The organism is Belliella alkalica (assembly GCF_022549785.1).
In the GTDB taxonomy this organism is placed as follows: domain Bacteria; phylum Bacteroidota; class Bacteroidia; order Cytophagales; family Cyclobacteriaceae; genus Belliella; species Belliella alkalica.
Map to the genome: position 1 here is coordinate 68906 of NZ_JAKZGO010000017.1, position 16539 is coordinate 85444.

The window sequence follows — 16539 nt, forward strand, 5'->3', positions numbered from 1 at the left end:
GCCCAAAAATAAATTCTTTATTCGTTATTTTGATACTTTCAAGAAAATGTTTCCCAATATGCTAAAATTAAAATATTTTACTTTCAATCCTTTTATGGAAAACACCTATGTCTTATTTGACGAGACCAAAGAAGCTATAATCTTTGACCCTGGATGTTACGAAAAAAACGAAAGGGAAAAGCTACATGATTTCATCTTGAAAGAGGGTCTTATTGTAAAATATTTAATCAATACACATTGCCACATAGATCATGTATTGGGAAATGCATTTGTCAAAAGACAGTATAATGTACCATTACTTATCCATCAAAATGAAGTCATGGTTCTCAAATCTGTTTCTGCCTATGCTTCCAATTATGGATTCCCTGGTTATGAAGAGACTGAAGCGGATCAGTTTATTGATGAAAGTGACGAAATCAAATTTGGTAATACAACTTTGAAAATCAAATTTGTCCCTGGTCATGCACCTGGCCATTTGGTTTTTTATCATGAAGGCAGTAAGTTATGTATTGCAGGAGATACTTTGTTTCAGGGAAGTATTGGAAGGACTGACCTTCCTGGTGGAGATCATCAGACTTTGTTGTCTGCGATTAAGTCTGAAATGTTTACATTGCCGAATGACATGGTAATATATCCAGGCCATGGCCCTGAGACAACGGTCGAATATGAAAAAGAAAATAATCCATTTGTCGGAAAAAGAGCGAAATTTTGATGATCAAAAAACACATTCCCAATAGCATCACCAGCCTAAACCTGTTATCTGGAATGATAGGGATCTATTTTGTCCTTTCGGGAAAAATCGAATATGGGGCATATTTTATTATTTTGGCGGCGATTTTTGATTTTCTGGACGGTTTTGTAGCCAGAATTCTAAAAGTACACAGTGAGATTGGAAAGCAACTGGATTCATTAGCTGATTTGGTGACCTTTGGGGTTTTACCATCCTTTATCCTTTTTCAATGGACAAAAGAACTCACAGATTCCGAGTACTTACCCTTTATTGCTTTGATAATGGGAGTTTTTTCTGCCATAAGGCTTGCCAAATTCAATGTTGACACCAGACAAACAGATCGCTTTATTGGAATTCCGACACCTGCCAATGCATTACTTGTAAGCACACTACCTTTTTTTGTTTCAAAATTCCCCCAAATCGCAAGCTACATTGAGCAACCTTTGGTTCTCTTGACAATTGCCGTGGTAATGTCTGTTCTCTTGATTGCAGAAATCCCACTTATAGCATTGAAATTCAAGAACTACCTCCCTAAAGACAATGTCTTTCGATACTTAGTTTTGGCAATTGGGCTGCTGTGTCTTATAACTTTGGGCTTTGCAGGGATTCCAATTATAATTATTTCTTATATTGTACTTTCTGTATTGGAAGGGGTGATCAATAAAAATGAGAGTAGCTTATAAGATATTTCTAAATGCAATTTTGCTTTGTTACTTTTTTGTATCATTCATTTGTGTCTCTTCAAATGCACAGTCTCAATTTTTCAAATTTCCAATCACAGAGTCCGGTGTTTACAAAATTTCCCAAAATCAGTTGAATCAAGTTGGAATTACTGGGTTAGAAAACATATCGATTTTTGGAAATCCTGGCCTTCTGCCCCAACGACTTGATAGTCTTGATTTGACACTTAAAGAAATCCCTACAAAAATAATCGGATCAGAATTATTTGTTTATTTGGAAGGTCCAAATATTATCAATGCTCAAACTAATGACTGGGAATACCAGCATCACTATTACACTGACACTGTATTTTATCTTATATCAAATCAAGTACCTACCATCAGAATCCAAGAATCAGAAAGATCCCAAAACAACTTCAATGGTAGCTTGCATCTGATTGCTGTAAAAAAAGAAGAAAGCCACAACCTCCTAACCTCGGGGAGAAATTGGTACGGAACAGCATTCTACGGAAATCAATCTTACAACCACTCTTTCAACATACCAAATGAAAATGCTGGTTTGGGAATTGTAAAAGTAAAAGTCATGGCACAATCTTTACAGGAGAGTCGACTAAATTTACAAGTGAACGGGCAAGCAATAGAGGATTTTAGTATTCCTGCGATTCCTAATACTACATTTGGAATCAAAGGAAGGGAAGAAACTGTATTATCAAATTTCCCAATTGCATCAAATGCTACAGCAGCAGTAAGGCTGACGCAACAAAGTGCTGACATCAACGGCGATGCGTTCATCGACTATGTTTCTATAGCAATCCCATTTTCCAATAACAATTTACCAAACGGACTTTTTTATAATCTCTCTGCAGTCCCATTAAGCATCTCTCCGATAGCAGGTAAAGAATTGTTTAGCATATCCAACGCCTATGAAATAAAACATGTCCTCAGCCAAACTGAAATCAAACCAAGAGAAAAAATTATTGTCTTTGGGAGAAATGAAACCAGGAATATTCCGACTCCCATTTCAGTAAACCTCCACTTAAGAAATAATCCAATCACAGAATCCCTCATAATCGTCAGCCCTGAATCACTTTTATCTCAAGCAAAAAGACTTGCAAATCATAAAAATTCTATAGGGATTAGAAGTAAAGTGGTAACATTGAATGAAGTTTTTGATGCCTTTGGATATGGCACTTATGATATTACTGCCATTCGAAATTTCCTATCCTACCACTATTTAAATAATGGACAAATAAAGAATGTGCTGTTTTTCGGAAAAGGCACAATTGACTACAAAAGAAAAATTGAAGGAGGAAGACCAAATCTCGTCCCATCCTATAGTTCAAAAAGCAGTCTTAACCCCCTATCAACTTATTCGTCTGATGATTATTATGGTTTTTTGGAAATAGGACAGGGTGAGTGGGATGAGAACAATTCCGGAGATGAAATCCTCAAGGTTGGTATTGGGAGAATTCCAGCTATCAGTATTCAAGAAGCAAGGGAAGCTGTAGATAAAATTATCGCATATGAAACAAGAACTGAAAACCAAGGAGATTGGAAACGAAGAGTAGCATTTTTTGCGGATGATGGAGATAATAATATCCATTTATCCAATGCAGAAAGCCATGCAAAGTTTTTGACTGAAAACCATCCCGAATATATCGTAGAAAAACTATACCTAGATCGGTATGAGCAAGTCAGAAATGATGGGAGACAGTCTTCTCCGCAAGCCAAAGATGCATTGAAAACCACAATCGAAGAGGGAGTTTTGATATTAAACTATGTGGGCCATGGAAACGAAACTACTCTAACTGCTGAGCGAGTCTTCCAATCTTCTGACCTGAGAGATTGGGTTGACACCCCACTCCTTCCATTAGTAGTGACAGCAACTTGTGAATTTGGACGACATGACAGCCCATACATACGCTCTGGAGCAGAAGAAATGCTATTTGCTAAAAACAAAGGAGCCATTAGTCTACTGACAACAGGACGCCCTGTATTCAGCAGCAGTAATTTCACATTGAATAAAGCTTTTATTGAAGCAGTTTTTGAAAAAGAAAATGGAGAAAACTTAGATTTGGGAGAAATTTTCAAGAGAACCAAAAACAACAGCTTAAATGGGGCGCTGAACAGAAATTTTTCACTACTTGGAGACCCTTCTCTAAAATTGGCAATACCTGAACTTCTTTCAAAAGTGAAAAAAGTAATGGATATTGACCTAGAAGTAGAAATCGACACCCTCAGTGCAATGCAAAAAATCTTTGTAAGAGGAAAAATAGTAGATCCTCTTACAGAATCTTCCATCTCGAATTCTAAAGGGACTTACAAATTGGTTTTATTTGACAGAAAAGAAATGAAACAGACCTTAGGAGATGAAAGCAGTCCAGTAAATTTTGAAGTGGAAGGAAATATTCTGTTTCAAGGGATTGGGAATATTTTTGATGGGGCATTTGAGACAGAAATTTTTATTCCTAAAAACATCAGTACCGACTTTGGTGAAGGCATCATTCGAGTATTTGCAACACTCGAAAATAATCAGGAAGCAATGTCGGCAAAGAAAACAATCATTGGAGGAGTCAATCAAATGATCACTGAGGACACAGAAGGCCCATTGATAGAAATGCTATTTGGAAATAAATATGGAGAAGATCTGACAGTATTCTCAGCATACAATATCCGCTTGATGGCTAATCTTAGTGATGAAAGTGGGATCAATATTTCCACCACGAATACAGATCAAAATATTACTTTGAGAATCAACGATAGTCATCCAGTCTTCTTGAATAGCTTTTATAATTCGATAGACAACGGCTATAAAAAAGGCAGGATTTTAGTTCCAATAGAAGGGCTAAACGAAGGGATCAATACAATTTCTTTGGAAGTGTGGGACAATGTCGGGAATAGGTCGTATATGGAGAGAGAGATTCTGGTAGAAGGAAGCTCATCTATAAGGATCCTTAAAAGTACTACTTATCCAAATCCAAGCATAGAGTTCAGTAAATTTAAAGTAGAGCATAATCGAACTGGTGAAAACTTAATGCTGCACTTGCGAGTTTTCTCCATATTAGGACATGAAATATATCGAGCTAGCAAGCGTTATGTGAAGGCTAATTATATTTTGGACGACTTAGAGTGGATTTTTTTCCATTCTAAAACCAAATATCCAACAAAAGGAACTTATATTTACGAATTAGAGCTCGTATCAGAAATAGACAATACTTCGGATAGAAAGAGCGGCAAAATAATCATTAAATGAAAATATCGGTAAGCCATTCATTCAAGACACTTTTTCTTTCCTTGGTATGTCTTTCTGCGTATGAAGTATCTGCGCAAAACTCGACAATCATTTCTGGACAGGATCCTAATAGACGTGTTATCACCACTGCTGTACCTTTTTTGAATTTTGCTCCTGACAGTAGGCATTCAGCAATGGGAGATGTAGGTGTAGCCACGTCTCCGGACGCCAACTCAGCGCATTGGAATGCAGGCAAACTCGCTTTCATCAAAGATGACATGGGTCTTTCACTTTCGTATTCTCCATGGCTAGGTCGAATAGTAAACGATATGTCAGTGAGTTATTTGACGGGATTCAAAAAAATAGATGAAAACTCAGCCTTTGGATTTGATCTACGCTACTTCAATATGGGAGACATACAATTGACAGATCAAAGAGGAAATGAGTTGGGAGAATTTACACCAAGAGATATTGCAATCGGTGGTACTTACTCCCGAAGGTTGTCGCAGAACTTAGGTTTGGGAATCTCTGCTCGATTTATCCACTCCAATCTATCAGGGAATATCTCATCTGCTGGCGGATCTGAAAGCAGACCTGGAGTGTCTGTAGGGACAGACATAGGATTGTACTACACAAAAGATGTACTTCTAGGCAACAAAGAGGGTGTATGGTCTTGGGGGACATCTATTACCAACATAGGACCAAAACTGACTTACAACAGCTCTGAAGATTTGGATTATATCCCTACTAATTTCAGAATCGGAACGGCATACCAAATCAAAATAGATCAATTGAATTCAATAACTTTTGCTTTAGATTTCAACAAACTAATGGTACCTACACCTCCTATTTATAGCAGAGATGAAAATGGGAATTTAATAACAGACTCCAACGACAATTTAGTGATAGCACCTGGTAACGGGAAAGACCCAAATAGACCATTGATATCAGGAATGTTCGGTTCGTTTACAGATGCTCCAGGTGGATTCAGTGAAGAAATGCAAGAGGTGATGATTTCGTTTGGAGTCGAGTATGTATACAATGAAACACTCGCTTTGAGAACTGGTTATTTTCATGAAAACATCAATAAAGGAGGAAGAAGGTATTTTACTATGGGTGTAGGTTTTAACTATAAAGCCCTAGGATTTGACTTCTCTTACCTTGTACCACAAGTACAAAACCATCCATTAGCTGAGACTTTAAGACTTTCTCTCGCATACAATCTTTCAAAATAATGATTTTAGATAGAAGCAAAGCACCGGAATTCCTAATTCCAGAAAACATCACATTACAAAACCCTATCAAGCGGACTCTTCACAATGGAGTCCACTTGTATTTTATACCCACACCTGAAATTGACGCCATCCGACTCGAAATCAACACTGATACCCAAAGATCTTTGAATATAGTCGATAAAAAACTCACTTCATTTTTTACACTGAATATGATAATGGAGGGGACCAAGCAAATGTCCGCTCTTGAATTGGATGATTTCTTTGATCAGTATGCAAGTGAAGTAGAAGTAAGTTCGGGCTTTGAAAACAATAGTATCTCCTTACTTACTACAAAAAAACATTTTGCAAATGTATTCCCTGTATTTAGATCATTGCTGACAGAAGCTGTTTTTCCAGAAAAGGAACTCGCTAAAAGAAAATCCCAAAAAGCACTAAGTATTAGTCTTCAAAGAGAACAAAATGGAGCTCGAGCAAGTCAACTATTCAGAAAACAACTCTTTGGGGAAAGCCATCCCTACGGATTGATTTCAGACGAAAATGATGTGGAAATCATTACTAGAGAAGACTTACAAGATTATTATGAGAATTCACTTTGGTTCAACCCTGAGATTTTTCTTACTGGAAATGTAGAAGAAAAAGAGCTGGATATGATTACCGAGCTTTTGGGATCTATTGAAGTAAGTTTTACAGAAAGAGAATATCCTTTGTTTTCAAATATTACAAAAGAAAGATTGTATGAAGTCAAAGAAAAGTCCCTTCAATCTACTATTCGGATAGGCTGTCATTTAATCCCAAAAAGCCATCCTGATTATCATGCCCTCTCTGTTTTCAACACGATTTTGGGTGGGTATTTTGGATCAAGGCTTATCAAAAACATCAGAGAAGAAAAAGGTCACACTTACGGCATCTACAGCAGCATAGGAAGTTTGAAGAACGCAGATTATTGGGTTGTAATGGCGGATGTCCAAAAACAATACCTCAATGAAGTCATAACTGAAATATATAAGGAAATAGACTTGTTGAAAACTGAACTGGTTGGACCTGATGAATTGGAAACTGTCAGAAACTATATGATTGGAAATTTCTTATCAAATTTCAGTTCTGCATTTGACTTAATTGGAAGGTTTAAAAGTATTCATCAGGCAGGAATGGATCAGAATTTCTACTATGAAAAACTAGATTTCATTAGAAAATTCACAGCCCAGGATATTCTAAATGTAGGTCAAAAGTACCTTAACCGAAATAACATGGTGGAAGTCATCGTTGGGTAATAAAAGAAAAGTTTCCCAACTGCTAGCAAGGGCTTCTCAATTCTTAATTTCAAAATGACATCAATCCTTTTTGAGATTTTTCGATGTATGTAGAGTAGTTAGTGGAGACACAAACCAAGGAAATAAGTTTGGCAAAAATACTTACATTGAGAGAAAATGGTAGAAGTAATGGTTAGTTAAAACAATAAATGCTAGTAGTTTTCTATACTTTAGACATTTAAAAAGGTCCTATCAAAAGAATGTAAATTCCTTTCTACTTTTTCAACCATAAGTAAAGATAAGACAGATCAACCCTAACCTTTGACCATTTTCTAAATAAGTGATACTCGACACCACTTGCGCTCAGTGATTTGGCTAGCTCTAAGAAACCTACAGCTACATCAAAATTTGCTGACCAAAGCGCATGTTTGGCTTCAAACATCACTCTTTTTAGTAACGCTAGATCTTCCGCCCTATTTTCATTCAAAGATTTGATTTTCTGGCAAATCTTCAAGGTGGAAGGGAGCATAATTGACGTTTTTGGAAGGTATTGATTTTTGGAAAAGGATTTTGGGTGAATCCTTTTGTTGATTCCCACATGATCTGAAAAGACTGCCATGTATTCTCTGGATAGTCTGACCATAATATCAAAATCCTCATAAGACAATCCCTCGTCATAGCCTCCTATGGCTTTTAGTTTTGCCGCATCAAAAACCAATGTAGCTGACAAAATAGGATTTTCGGCAACTATCTGTTTGTACAGGTTCCCTTCATTCACAGAATCGAGAAGCGTCCCTTTTTGATTTCTTTGATAAAAGGTTTTTGATTTTTTGCCTACTTCAAAAAGGTTTGCATCACAAAAGCAAAATGCAGCGGTTGAGTTTTTTTGTAGCTTTGTAGTGCTTCTTTTTATATGACTGGGGCGAATCAGATCATCTCCTGAAAGATCTATAACATACTTCCCTTTACTAATTCCCAATCCTTTATTGAAATTTTCGCAATAGGAAATAGCACTGCTATTGAAGATTGTATGAATATTCAATTTGCTATTTTGGGCAACCCATGATTTTACTAGATAAGGAGATTGATCCTTACTTCCATTCTCAAGAATTATCAATTCAAAATTCTCATAATCTTGATTTGCTACACTTTCGAGGCATTCAAGAATATAATCTTCCTGATTGAAAACAGTACAAATGATGGAAACCAAATCAGATTTGTCCATTTCAAAAGATTTTTCCCCAAGTACACTTATTGACCCAAGAGTCAGCATATTTTTCCTTAAAAAACATCAACTTATGATTGGGGGATCCCTCTATATCAGAAGAACCCAAGTCCAGAAACGACACTTTCTGTTCCATCGCCAGCTTTAATAAATACACCATCAACAACTCCCCCGTATATTTAGATTGGTTTTTAGGATCGATCGCAGAATAAAAGTAGTAAAGACTATTTGAGGTTAATTTTACAGCAACTGCATGAGCTACAGCTTTAGATTCCTGCAAAATCGAAATCACAAAATATCTTTCTGGATAACTAGAAACTTGATGAATCAGTCTTTTTTCGTCAATACTTGACGAATGCCCTTTTTGAATTTTCCATAGTGACATTTGCTCTAAAAAATTAAAACTTTGAATATTTCCCACTACGGCATTGAAATTAAGCTTTTTAGTTTTTTCGATCAGCTTTGGGAAAAGTTGCTGAAAAGCATTCTTGATTTTCTTTTTTCCAGAAAGAATTTGATGATTCAACAGTTTTTCCAATTTGAATCCTTGACAAAAAAGCAGATAGCCTATCAAGTCAGATTTTGATCCATAAACATTAGGAGCTTGCGTTATTTTTAAAGAGACTACATTCATTTCAATCATGCATTCAGACAAAAATCCTATCATTTGTCCGATGACCTCTGAGGAAACCGAATCATGAATCCAAAAACCTCCAAATGGACTCTTAGGGATTGACATTGCCTGCCGTTCTTGATTTATAAAAACAAAAATTTCTCCCTTCTCCAGTTCTTTTTTCTTCAGAATCAAATGAAAATAACCCCCATTTTCTTCTGGTCTGAATGCTTGTAAAAAATAATCTGAGGACAATTCAGCAACTGGTTTGAATTCCAAATTGTAGCTTTCATTAATACTCTTTTTAATATTCATCGAATTGACTTTTATCCCTAATATAATCGCTTTCCAAAAACTCCTGGTCAGACAAAACCAATAAGACCGTATCCTTTTCAAATGTAACTTCCGACCAAAACATTGCAGGCAAAATTAAAGCTTTGTTCGGATGGTCGAGAATAAATTCATATTTACTACTTGACTTACCTTCCAGACTCACCTTAACTGAACCCTTCAGTGCTATCAATACTTGAGTTTCTTTTTTGTGGGCATGCACTCCTCGCTTTCCACCCTGTGGTACTTCAGTAATCCAAAAAGACCTTTTGATCGAAAAAGGCAAAGCTTCAGAATATTCGAAGAAGTGAAGACTACCTGTTTCATTGACTATACCTTCCAGTAATATTAATTTGGGATTTGAGAAGTTGTTCATATTAATTCAAAATTAAAATAATATTTAGGAATAGTACCAGTCTAAAATTTCTATTTTGTTAATTTTGAAAGATTACAAGATGAATCAAATACCACAATCTGAAGAAATTTGAGTTTAGACTAATGAACGACACTTACCTTACTATATCAAATGTATCAGAAGGACTCTATAAGGAAAAAGGTAGTAAATTTTTGGCTTTTGCCTATCCTGTGTCGGATGAAAATGAAGTCAAAGAAATTCTAGACAGCCTTAGAAAGCAGTATTATGATGCAAGGCATCATTGCTATGCCTACATCTTGGGCAAAAATCAAGATCAATACAGAGCAAATGATGATGGAGAACCAAACCATTCTGCTGGAGATCCAATATTGGGTCAAATCCGGTCAAAAAACCTTACCAATACACTAATTGTAGTCATTCGTTATTTTGGTGGAACAAAACTGGGTGTTGGCGGTCTTATTACAGCTTACAAAACCGCTGCTTTTGAAGCCTTGGAAAACAATGAAATTATGGAGGCTATAGTCAAGAAAAAGGCAACCTTGAAATTTGACTACATAGCAATGAATGATGTAATGCGTTTGGTAAAAGATTTAGATTTGGAAATCCTCTCACAGGATTTTGACAACACCTGTAAAATGACTGTCAGTGTCAGGGAGGGCGTAATCGATAATTTTGAATCTAAAATCAATGATTTAGAAATGGTTAAGATTCTTACCGATTAAATAGATCATCCAAATAACCCTGCGCTTGGAGCTTTTTGTAGATTTCCAAACAAACCCAAGCATCAGTCGCTGCATAGAGCATTTGCTTTTCAGTGAGCGTCGCTGCTTCCCAATTGGACACTTGCTCTGACTTAGAAATCCTGATTTCCATAACCATTGCAGCCAAATTTCGAACACCAATATTGAGAAATCCTGCTTTTTTCAATTCTTCATTCAAGTCAAAAAAACTGGCAGGAACAAAATCCTGAGCATACTTTCTAAGCCCTCTTAAATCATCTAAAACAGCCGCACCAATTTTCAAAATACTTCGGTCTTCCATAATTTCCCGAAAGCCAGCTGGCAAACCCAATTCATTTAACCTAATCAAAAAAGCTACATCCGGAGTGGAAAGTTGCAAGAGAGAAACATAATTGTAAACTCCTTTTTTGAAGGCCGGCTTAGTCTCTGTATCAAAACCAATCAAAGAGTGTGAGGACAATTCCTCTACAGCCTCTTGAACTTGATCCATGGAGTTGATTAGAATGATCTCTCCTTCAAATTGCCCCAATGGAAGCTCATTTACCTGCTCTTTTGTAATACTTTTTGGAATCATACTGAAAATTCCTTTCTGATTTCAATCATTTCCTCTTCTGAATAATAATTAATTCCCAGTTTAAAATAACCATACATTATCGTCATAAATGGACTTATTATATTGAAAAAACAATACGGAGCATAAGTCAAGGTAGCAACTCCCAATACAGAAGCTTGGGTAGCGCCACAAGTATTCCAAGGGATCAGAACTGACGTGACAGTTGCACTATCTTCCAAAGTTCTACTTAAATTCTCGGGTCTCAAACCTCTTTTTCTATATATATCGGCGTACATTCTACCCGGCACAAGGATAGCCAGGTATTGGTCAGACGTGGTCACATTGAAAAACACACAAGTAGCAGCAGTAGATGCCACCAAAGAGCCAACGGAATGTACTTTTTTGATTACTGCTTCTGCCAATACTGCCAGCATTTTACTTTCTTCCATGATCCCTCCAAATATCATCGCACAAATAATCAACCAAATGGTATTGAGCATTCCTGACATTCCTCCTGTTACAAGCAATTCATTTACGATATCATTGGAAGTGGTGACACTCACCTCTCCATAGAGAGACATCATTACTGCTTTGAAAGCATTGTATGCATATCCTTGGCCTGCTTCGTTGGCTATGGAATAGATGATTTGGGGCTGGAAAATAATCGCAAAAACACCTCCCAACAATGCTCCTGCAAGCAATGCCGGAACTGCAGGGACTTTTTTGACAATCAGCCCAATCACAATCAAAGGGACTATGAAAAGCCATCCACTGATATTGAATTTCTCTAGAATCACACTTGATATCCCTTTGACTTGCTCTACTGAACCCTCTGCTCCACTAGTAAAACCAATTATCCCGAAAATCACCAAAGTAATCAATATCGATGGGACGGTAGTTTTGGTCATATGCCTGATGTGCGTAAACAAATCCGTACCCGCCATCGCTGGAGCGAGGTTTGTAGTATCAGAAAGTGGTGACATTTTATCACCAAAATACGCTCCAGAGAGAATTGCTCCTGCTATAATTCCCTCACTAAATCCTAAAGCCTTTCCTATCCCCAACAAAGCAACTCCAACAGTAGCTACTGTAGTCCAACTAGAACCTGTCGAGATTGAAACTACTGCACTCACAATACAAGCCGCTATCAAAAATATTGTAGGATTTAGTACTTGCAAACCATAATAAATCATCGCTGGCACAATTCCACTAATCATCCAAGTCCCGGCTAATGAACCTATCAGAAGCAAAATCAAAATACTTGACATAGCCGAACTGATACTTTTTACTATACCATCTTGGAGTGTCTCCCACCTAATATTCAATCTAAACACTGCAATCAACGCCGCTATAGCAGATGAAATAACCAAGACCATCTGATTGGACCCACTGAGACCATCTGTCCCAAAAATCCATATGTTGATCACAAGTAGAACTATTAAAAATAATATTGGAAACATTGCTTCCAATAATGATGGGTCTTTACGAATCTTAACCATTTAGCATATTTTGGATTTTTCTAAAGCATGAAATTAATAAAATTTTGGAACTTTCCACTTCTTAATAATTGCTTACTAACTCTTCTGCTGTCTGCCAACCGATTGCAACACCCATTCCACCCAACCTCACTGCAAGACCAACATCATCATTCAGCATAGTAATTATAGGTTTTTTGGTTGTTCCAAAAGCCATTATCCCAGACCATTCCATTTCAATTTCCACTTGCTGCTTCGGCATGATCACTTTTCTAATGAGATCGACTAGGTACGCTTTAATATTTTGATTGATTTCAAATTGATCTGTCTGTTCTGCGTCAAAATCCAAATTTCTTCCTCCGCCCATCATTAACCTATTTCCTTCCAAAGCTCTGAAATATACATACCCCTCATCATAATGAAATGCTCCTTGCCAATCGATCTTATCCTTCAAAGGTTTCGTCACTAAAATCAATCCGCGACCTGGTTTGATATCAAGATCAGGTATTAATTTATCCGTAAATGCATTAGTACAAATAGCGATTTGTTTTGCTTGGAAAGGAATTACTTGTGATTCCAAACCATTTTTTACATAAACCTTCTTATGAGTTACATCTAAGGAATCTACTTTTGCACCAGTCAAAATTTTCACATCCAAAGACTGGCATTTTGACCATAGTCTTTGAAGATATAAACCGGTATCCAATTCGCCTTCAAATTTGTTTTTGATGATGTACTTAACATTTGGTCCGAAACGGAACGGCTGAACATCATCCAAAACCTCAAAAACATCGTCTTCGAAGATGGGGAAAAGCATTCCATTGATTCGGGAAATTTCCGACAAAACATTTTCTTGGCTTTGTATGATCAGTTCCATGCCTCCATTGGATTTGTAACCAATAGCTTCATCTCCAAAAAACTTCCTGATCGCCAAAAGACCTCTGTATCTTTTTTCCACCAATTCAAAAACCTCTTTATCCGACATGGATTTCAAGTCATCCAAAATCTCTGTCAGGCTTCCAAAACATGCGAAACCAGCATTTTTGGTACTTGCTCCGCTGGGAAACACCCCTCTTTCTAGGACAAGAACCGACTTTTTCGGAAATCTGATTTTATATTGGATAGCAGTAGAGAGCCCTACGATTCCTGCTCCAATGATGATCATGTCATGATTCAGAAAATGTTTTTTCTCCCAAAAACTGAGCATTATTTTATGTGATTTAGTGAAAATTCAAGACTATTTATTAAATTAATCAGGATATTCCAAAAACATCCATCTAAAGCTGTTTCTACATGCGTAAAATTGACGAGTTATTGTACGAATATGGGTTGAGTCACCAAAATGAAACCAACAAAACCATCCATTGGATTTGTGTGCCCGCGATTTTTTTCAGCATTGTAGGATTGATCTTCAGCATTCCTTCAGAGACTTTGGAAATATACTTACCATTTCTTCAGAATTTTGCCAACTGGGCTACCATTGTATTGGCAATTGTGTTGGTTTATTACCTGACTATCTCACCGCCATTGACTTTGGGAATGTTCTTTTTTTCTGCGTTATGTTTGGCAGTTGCCAATCTTATTGATTTGATATCACCCGTACCATTGTGGGCAATATCCATTGGGATATTTACCATTTCGTGGATCTTTCAGTTTTATGGACATAAGATCGAAGGCAAAAAACCGTCATTTTTGAAAGACATACAGTTTCTTCTCATTGGCCCAGCCTGGTTGATGCATTTTATTTATAAAAGAATGGGATTTGCCTATTGATGATTTGCTGATTGCTTTGTGAGGACAGAGGCCAAGCGGAAAAGGCTAAGGTGATAGATAAAATATTAAACATAGATTGACATTTGATTTCCAACAATATTGGACCAATGTGCAAAAGACATTTTATAAATTTCTTTATGCAATTGTTCCAAACCTTGAACTTTTGGGTTAGAGATTGTTATTTTATTTTTAACTTCGAGTTGAATTATAATTTAACTCTTTTTTATGAACCAACTTATACTTGCGAGTGCTGAAATGCCCATGCTGTCCGACATTGTAGTTATTTTTGGCTTAGCTACTTTGGTAATTTTACTTTTCATGAGGTTGAAAATCCCAACCATCATTGGATTTCTATTCACAGGGGCCATTGCCGGCCCTTATGGTCTCTCATTGGTAAATGCCTCCACAGCAGTAGAAGTTCTTTCAGAAGTAGGAGTCATTCTATTGCTCTTCGTGATCGGAATGGAATTTTCTCTTAAAAGTCTTCTGTCGATCAAAAAAGCGGTATTTATTGGTGGCTCTCTTCAAGTGGGTTTGACCATTGGAGCGACTACATTATTGACTTATAGTTTTGGTTTTGATTGGAATGTAGCTGTTTTCTTCGGGTTTCTATTTGCATTGAGTAGTACAGCAATTGTATTGAAACTCCTACAAGAGTATGGGCAAGTCAACACAATTCCAGGACGAACTACATTGGCTATATTGATATTTCAAGATGTGGTGATCGTACCACTGATGCTTTTCACTCCAATGTTGGCAGGAGAATCAGACAATGTTCTACTTTCATTGCTTTATTTAGCACTCAAAGGTGCTTTGGTGATATTGCTTACGATTATAAGTGCAAAATATATTATCCCACAACTTCTTTTCAGAGTCACCAAAACAAGGAATGAAGAGCTGTTTCTGCTTAGTATTATCTTGACTTGCTTTGCTGTAGCATATGTCACTTCGCTTCTAGGTTTGTCCTTGGGTCTTGGGGCATTTTTAGCTGGTTTGATTATCAGTGAGTCGGACTACAGTCACCACGCTACTGGAAAAATACTCCCATTTAGAGAGATATTTTTGAGTTTTTTCTTTGTGTCTGTAGGTATGTTGTTTGACATTACTTTCCTATATGAGCATATATTCATCATTCTCGGACTGACTGCTTTGACTTTCCTTATTAAGTTTTTGGTTGTGGCCGTTTCGGTAAGAGCAATTGGACAAGGCTTCAAAGAAGCCTTTATGGTAGCATTTTCCATCTTCCAAGTAGGTGAATTCTCTTTGCTTTTGGCTAAAGAGGGATTGAAGTATAACCTATTAGATCCTGACACATACCAATATTTTTTAGCAATTTCTATCTTGACTATGACCGTCACGCCATTTGTCTTGAAGAAAAGGGAAGATTTGGCTTGTGGGCTTTTGAACTTACCGCTTCCGAGCAGGCTAAGCAAGAGGCTAACTAATGAAAGCATCCCAAATATTACATTGGATACCAAAGAGCTAAAGGATCATCTAGTCATCATAGGCTATGGATTGAATGGCAGGAACCTTTCTAAAGCTGCCAAATCTGCAAATATCCCTTATTCCATTATTGAGACAAACCCTGAAACAGTAAAAGTAGAATCCCTAAATGGTGAGCCTATCATGTATGGTGATGCCGCAAATGATACTGTTTTGGAACATGTAAACATCCACAAAGCAAGAGTCGCTGTCATTGCGATATCAAATCCAGAAGCGACCAAGCGAATCATAGCTTCTATAAGGCACATAACGCAAAATCCTTATATCATCGTAAGGACACGCTATTTAGGAGAAATGGAAGAAAACCTAAAACTTGGAGCCAACGAAGTGATTCCTGAAGAGTTTGAGACTTCTATAGAAATTTTCACTAGAGTTTTGAACAAATACCTAGTTTCAAAACATGATATTGACGATTTCACTGTAGAGATCCGTTCGCACAATTATGAAATGTTCAGAAATCTTTCGACGGAAGCCAACTCTAAGTTCAAAGTAGAATTGCCTGACATTAATTTTGTGAGTTTGAAAGTAGAAAAGGACTCTGGAGACTATATCAACATTCCATTGAAAGATGCTCAAATCAGAGATAAATTTGGGATAAATATTGTCGCCATCAAACGAAAAAGCAAAACCATCGCTGAAATCACTGCAAATGAAAAACTCAAATTAGGAGATACAGTTTACGCTGTTGGAAAGCCAGAAGCATTGGAAAAATTTGCAGAAGAGCTGGAGATAGAATAAAGTAAACTGTCAAAAACCTTTCAGGTGTAATTCAAAGGATTTCTTGTTCAAAAGAAGCAAGAAAATACGACCTGAAAGGTTTTTAC

At 36.9% G+C, this 16539-nt stretch carries 14 protein-coding genes; 8 read left to right on the forward strand and 6 right to left on the reverse strand.

Annotation, left to right across the window (positions count from 1 at the left end; translation table 11 throughout):
- Window positions 1-58: 58 nt before the first annotated feature.
- The 5 genes from MM213_RS16745 to MM213_RS16765 are packed head-to-tail and all read left to right on the forward strand — an operon-like array spanning window position 59 to window position 7148.
- Window positions 59-712 (forward strand): MBL fold metallo-hydrolase, encoded by a 654-nt coding sequence (locus tag MM213_RS16745; RefSeq protein WP_241414048.1) that lies wholly within the window; start codon window positions 59-61, stop codon window positions 710-712.
- A complete protein-coding gene (pssA, locus tag MM213_RS16750) occupies window positions 712-1413 on the forward strand; it encodes a CDP-diacylglycerol--serine O-phosphatidyltransferase (protein ID WP_241414049.1) in 702 nt (233 codons plus the stop codon). Before MM213_RS16745 ends, pssA begins: the two co-directional genes overlap by 1 nt.
- A complete protein-coding gene (gene porU / locus MM213_RS16755; RefSeq protein ID WP_241414050.1) occupies window positions 1397-4663 on the forward strand; it encodes a type IX secretion system sortase PorU in 3267 nt (1088 codons plus the stop codon). The genes pssA and porU overlap by 17 nt, the downstream gene beginning before the upstream one ends.
- Window positions 4660-5877 carry a type IX secretion system outer membrane channel protein PorV gene (gene porV / locus MM213_RS16760; RefSeq protein ID WP_241414051.1) on the forward strand — a complete coding sequence of 406 codons (1218 nt, stop codon included), beginning with the start codon at window positions 4660-4662 and terminating at the stop codon, window positions 5875-5877. The genes porU and porV overlap by 4 nt, the downstream gene beginning before the upstream one ends.
- The gene (locus MM213_RS16765; RefSeq protein WP_241414052.1) at window positions 5877-7148 is read left to right on the forward strand and encodes a M16 family metallopeptidase; all 1272 of its coding nucleotides are present in this window, start codon (window positions 5877-5879) and stop codon (window positions 7146-7148) included. Before porV ends, MM213_RS16765 begins: the two co-directional genes overlap by 1 nt.
- Window positions 7149-7401: 253 nt before the next feature.
- Here the strand turns inward: MM213_RS16765 and MM213_RS16770 are convergent, their stop codons facing one another.
- Genes MM213_RS16770 through MM213_RS16780 form a run of 3 tightly spaced genes read right to left on the reverse strand, consistent with a single transcriptional unit; the run spans window position 7402 to window position 9671 of the window.
- On the reverse strand, window positions 7402-8352 hold the full coding sequence (locus MM213_RS16770; protein WP_241414053.1) for a glycosyltransferase family A protein: 951 nt from the start codon (window positions 8350-8352) through the stop codon (window positions 7402-7404).
- Between the two features lies 1 nt (window position 8353).
- Window positions 8354-9280, reverse strand: coding sequence for a hypothetical protein (locus MM213_RS16775; RefSeq protein WP_241414054.1), 927 nt, complete (start codon window positions 9278-9280; stop codon window positions 8354-8356).
- A complete protein-coding gene (locus MM213_RS16780) occupies window positions 9270-9671 on the reverse strand; it encodes a sugar 3,4-ketoisomerase (protein ID WP_241414055.1) in 402 nt (133 codons plus the stop codon). Before MM213_RS16780 ends, MM213_RS16775 begins: the two co-directional genes overlap by 11 nt.
- 122 nt (window positions 9672-9793) lie before the next feature.
- On the opposite strand from MM213_RS16780, the gene MM213_RS16785 reads away from it, so the two are divergent.
- Window positions 9794-10393 (forward strand): YigZ family protein, encoded by a 600-nt coding sequence (locus MM213_RS16785; protein ID WP_241414056.1) that lies wholly within the window; start codon window positions 9794-9796, stop codon window positions 10391-10393.
- Here MM213_RS16785 and MM213_RS16790 read toward each other — a convergent pair.
- The 3 genes from MM213_RS16790 to MM213_RS16800 form a co-directional block, all read right to left on the reverse strand.
- Window positions 10383-10985 carry a 3'-5' exonuclease gene (locus MM213_RS16790; protein WP_241414057.1) on the reverse strand — a complete coding sequence of 201 codons (603 nt, stop codon included), beginning with the start codon at window positions 10983-10985 and terminating at the stop codon, window positions 10383-10385. The two genes, MM213_RS16785 and MM213_RS16790, sit on opposite strands and share 11 nt — an antisense overlap.
- Window positions 10982-12463, reverse strand: coding sequence for a Na+/H+ antiporter NhaC (nhaC, locus tag MM213_RS16795; protein ID WP_241414058.1), 1482 nt, complete (start codon window positions 12461-12463; stop codon window positions 10982-10984). Before nhaC ends, MM213_RS16790 begins: the two co-directional genes overlap by 4 nt.
- A gap of 61 nt (window positions 12464-12524) precedes the next feature.
- Window positions 12525-13646 carry an NAD(P)/FAD-dependent oxidoreductase gene (locus MM213_RS16800; protein WP_241414059.1) on the reverse strand — a complete coding sequence of 374 codons (1122 nt, stop codon included), beginning with the start codon at window positions 13644-13646 and terminating at the stop codon, window positions 12525-12527.
- An 86-nt stretch (window positions 13647-13732) separates the two neighbouring features.
- On the opposite strand from MM213_RS16800, the gene MM213_RS16805 reads away from it, so the two are divergent.
- The gene (locus MM213_RS16805) at window positions 13733-14212 is read left to right on the forward strand and encodes an Mpo1 family 2-hydroxy fatty acid dioxygenase (protein ID WP_241414060.1); all 480 of its coding nucleotides are present in this window, start codon (window positions 13733-13735) and stop codon (window positions 14210-14212) included.
- 225 nt (window positions 14213-14437) lie between these two features.
- Complete coding sequence (locus MM213_RS16810) at window positions 14438-16453, forward strand: monovalent cation:proton antiporter family protein (RefSeq protein WP_241414061.1); 2016 nt, start codon at window positions 14438-14440, stop codon at window positions 16451-16453.
- The last annotated feature ends 86 nt before the right edge of the window (window positions 16454-16539 follow it).

Excerpts from the sequence above, each read along its gene's own strand:
- MM213_RS16765 (WP_241414052.1), top strand. The coding sequence starts at position 5,877 with ATGATTTTAGATAGAAGCAAAGCACCGGAATTCCTAATTCCAGAAAAC.
- MM213_RS16775 (WP_241414054.1), bottom strand. The coding sequence starts at position 9,280 with ATGAATATTAAAAAGAGTATTAATGAAAGCTACAATTTGGAATTCAAA.
- MM213_RS16780 (WP_241414055.1), bottom strand. The coding sequence starts at position 9,671 with ATGAACAACTTCTCAAATCCCAAATTAATATTACTGGAAGGTATAGTC.
- nhaC (WP_241414058.1), bottom strand. The coding sequence starts at position 12,463 with ATGGTTAAGATTCGTAAAGACCCATCATTATTGGAAGCAATGTTTCCA.
- MM213_RS16745 (WP_241414048.1), top strand. The coding sequence starts at position 59 with ATGCTAAAATTAAAATATTTTACTTTCAATCCTTTTATGGAAAACACC.
- MM213_RS16805 (WP_241414060.1), top strand. The coding sequence starts at position 13,733 with ATGCGTAAAATTGACGAGTTATTGTACGAATATGGGTTGAGTCACCAA.
- MM213_RS16810 (WP_241414061.1), top strand. The coding sequence starts at position 14,438 with ATGAACCAACTTATACTTGCGAGTGCTGAAATGCCCATGCTGTCCGAC.
- MM213_RS16790 (WP_241414057.1), bottom strand. The coding sequence starts at position 10,985 with ATGATTCCAAAAAGTATTACAAAAGAGCAGGTAAATGAGCTTCCATTG.
- MM213_RS16770 (WP_241414053.1), bottom strand. The coding sequence starts at position 8,352 with ATGGACAAATCTGATTTGGTTTCCATCATTTGTACTGTTTTCAATCAG.
- porU (WP_241414050.1), top strand. The coding sequence starts at position 1,397 with ATGAGAGTAGCTTATAAGATATTTCTAAATGCAATTTTGCTTTGTTAC.
- porV (WP_241414051.1), top strand. The coding sequence starts at position 4,660 with ATGAAAATATCGGTAAGCCATTCATTCAAGACACTTTTTCTTTCCTTG.
- pssA (WP_241414049.1), top strand. The coding sequence starts at position 712 with ATGATCAAAAAACACATTCCCAATAGCATCACCAGCCTAAACCTGTTA.
- MM213_RS16785 (WP_241414056.1), top strand. The coding sequence starts at position 9,794 with ATGAACGACACTTACCTTACTATATCAAATGTATCAGAAGGACTCTAT.
- MM213_RS16800 (WP_241414059.1), bottom strand. The coding sequence starts at position 13,646 with ATGCTCAGTTTTTGGGAGAAAAAACATTTTCTGAATCATGACATGATC.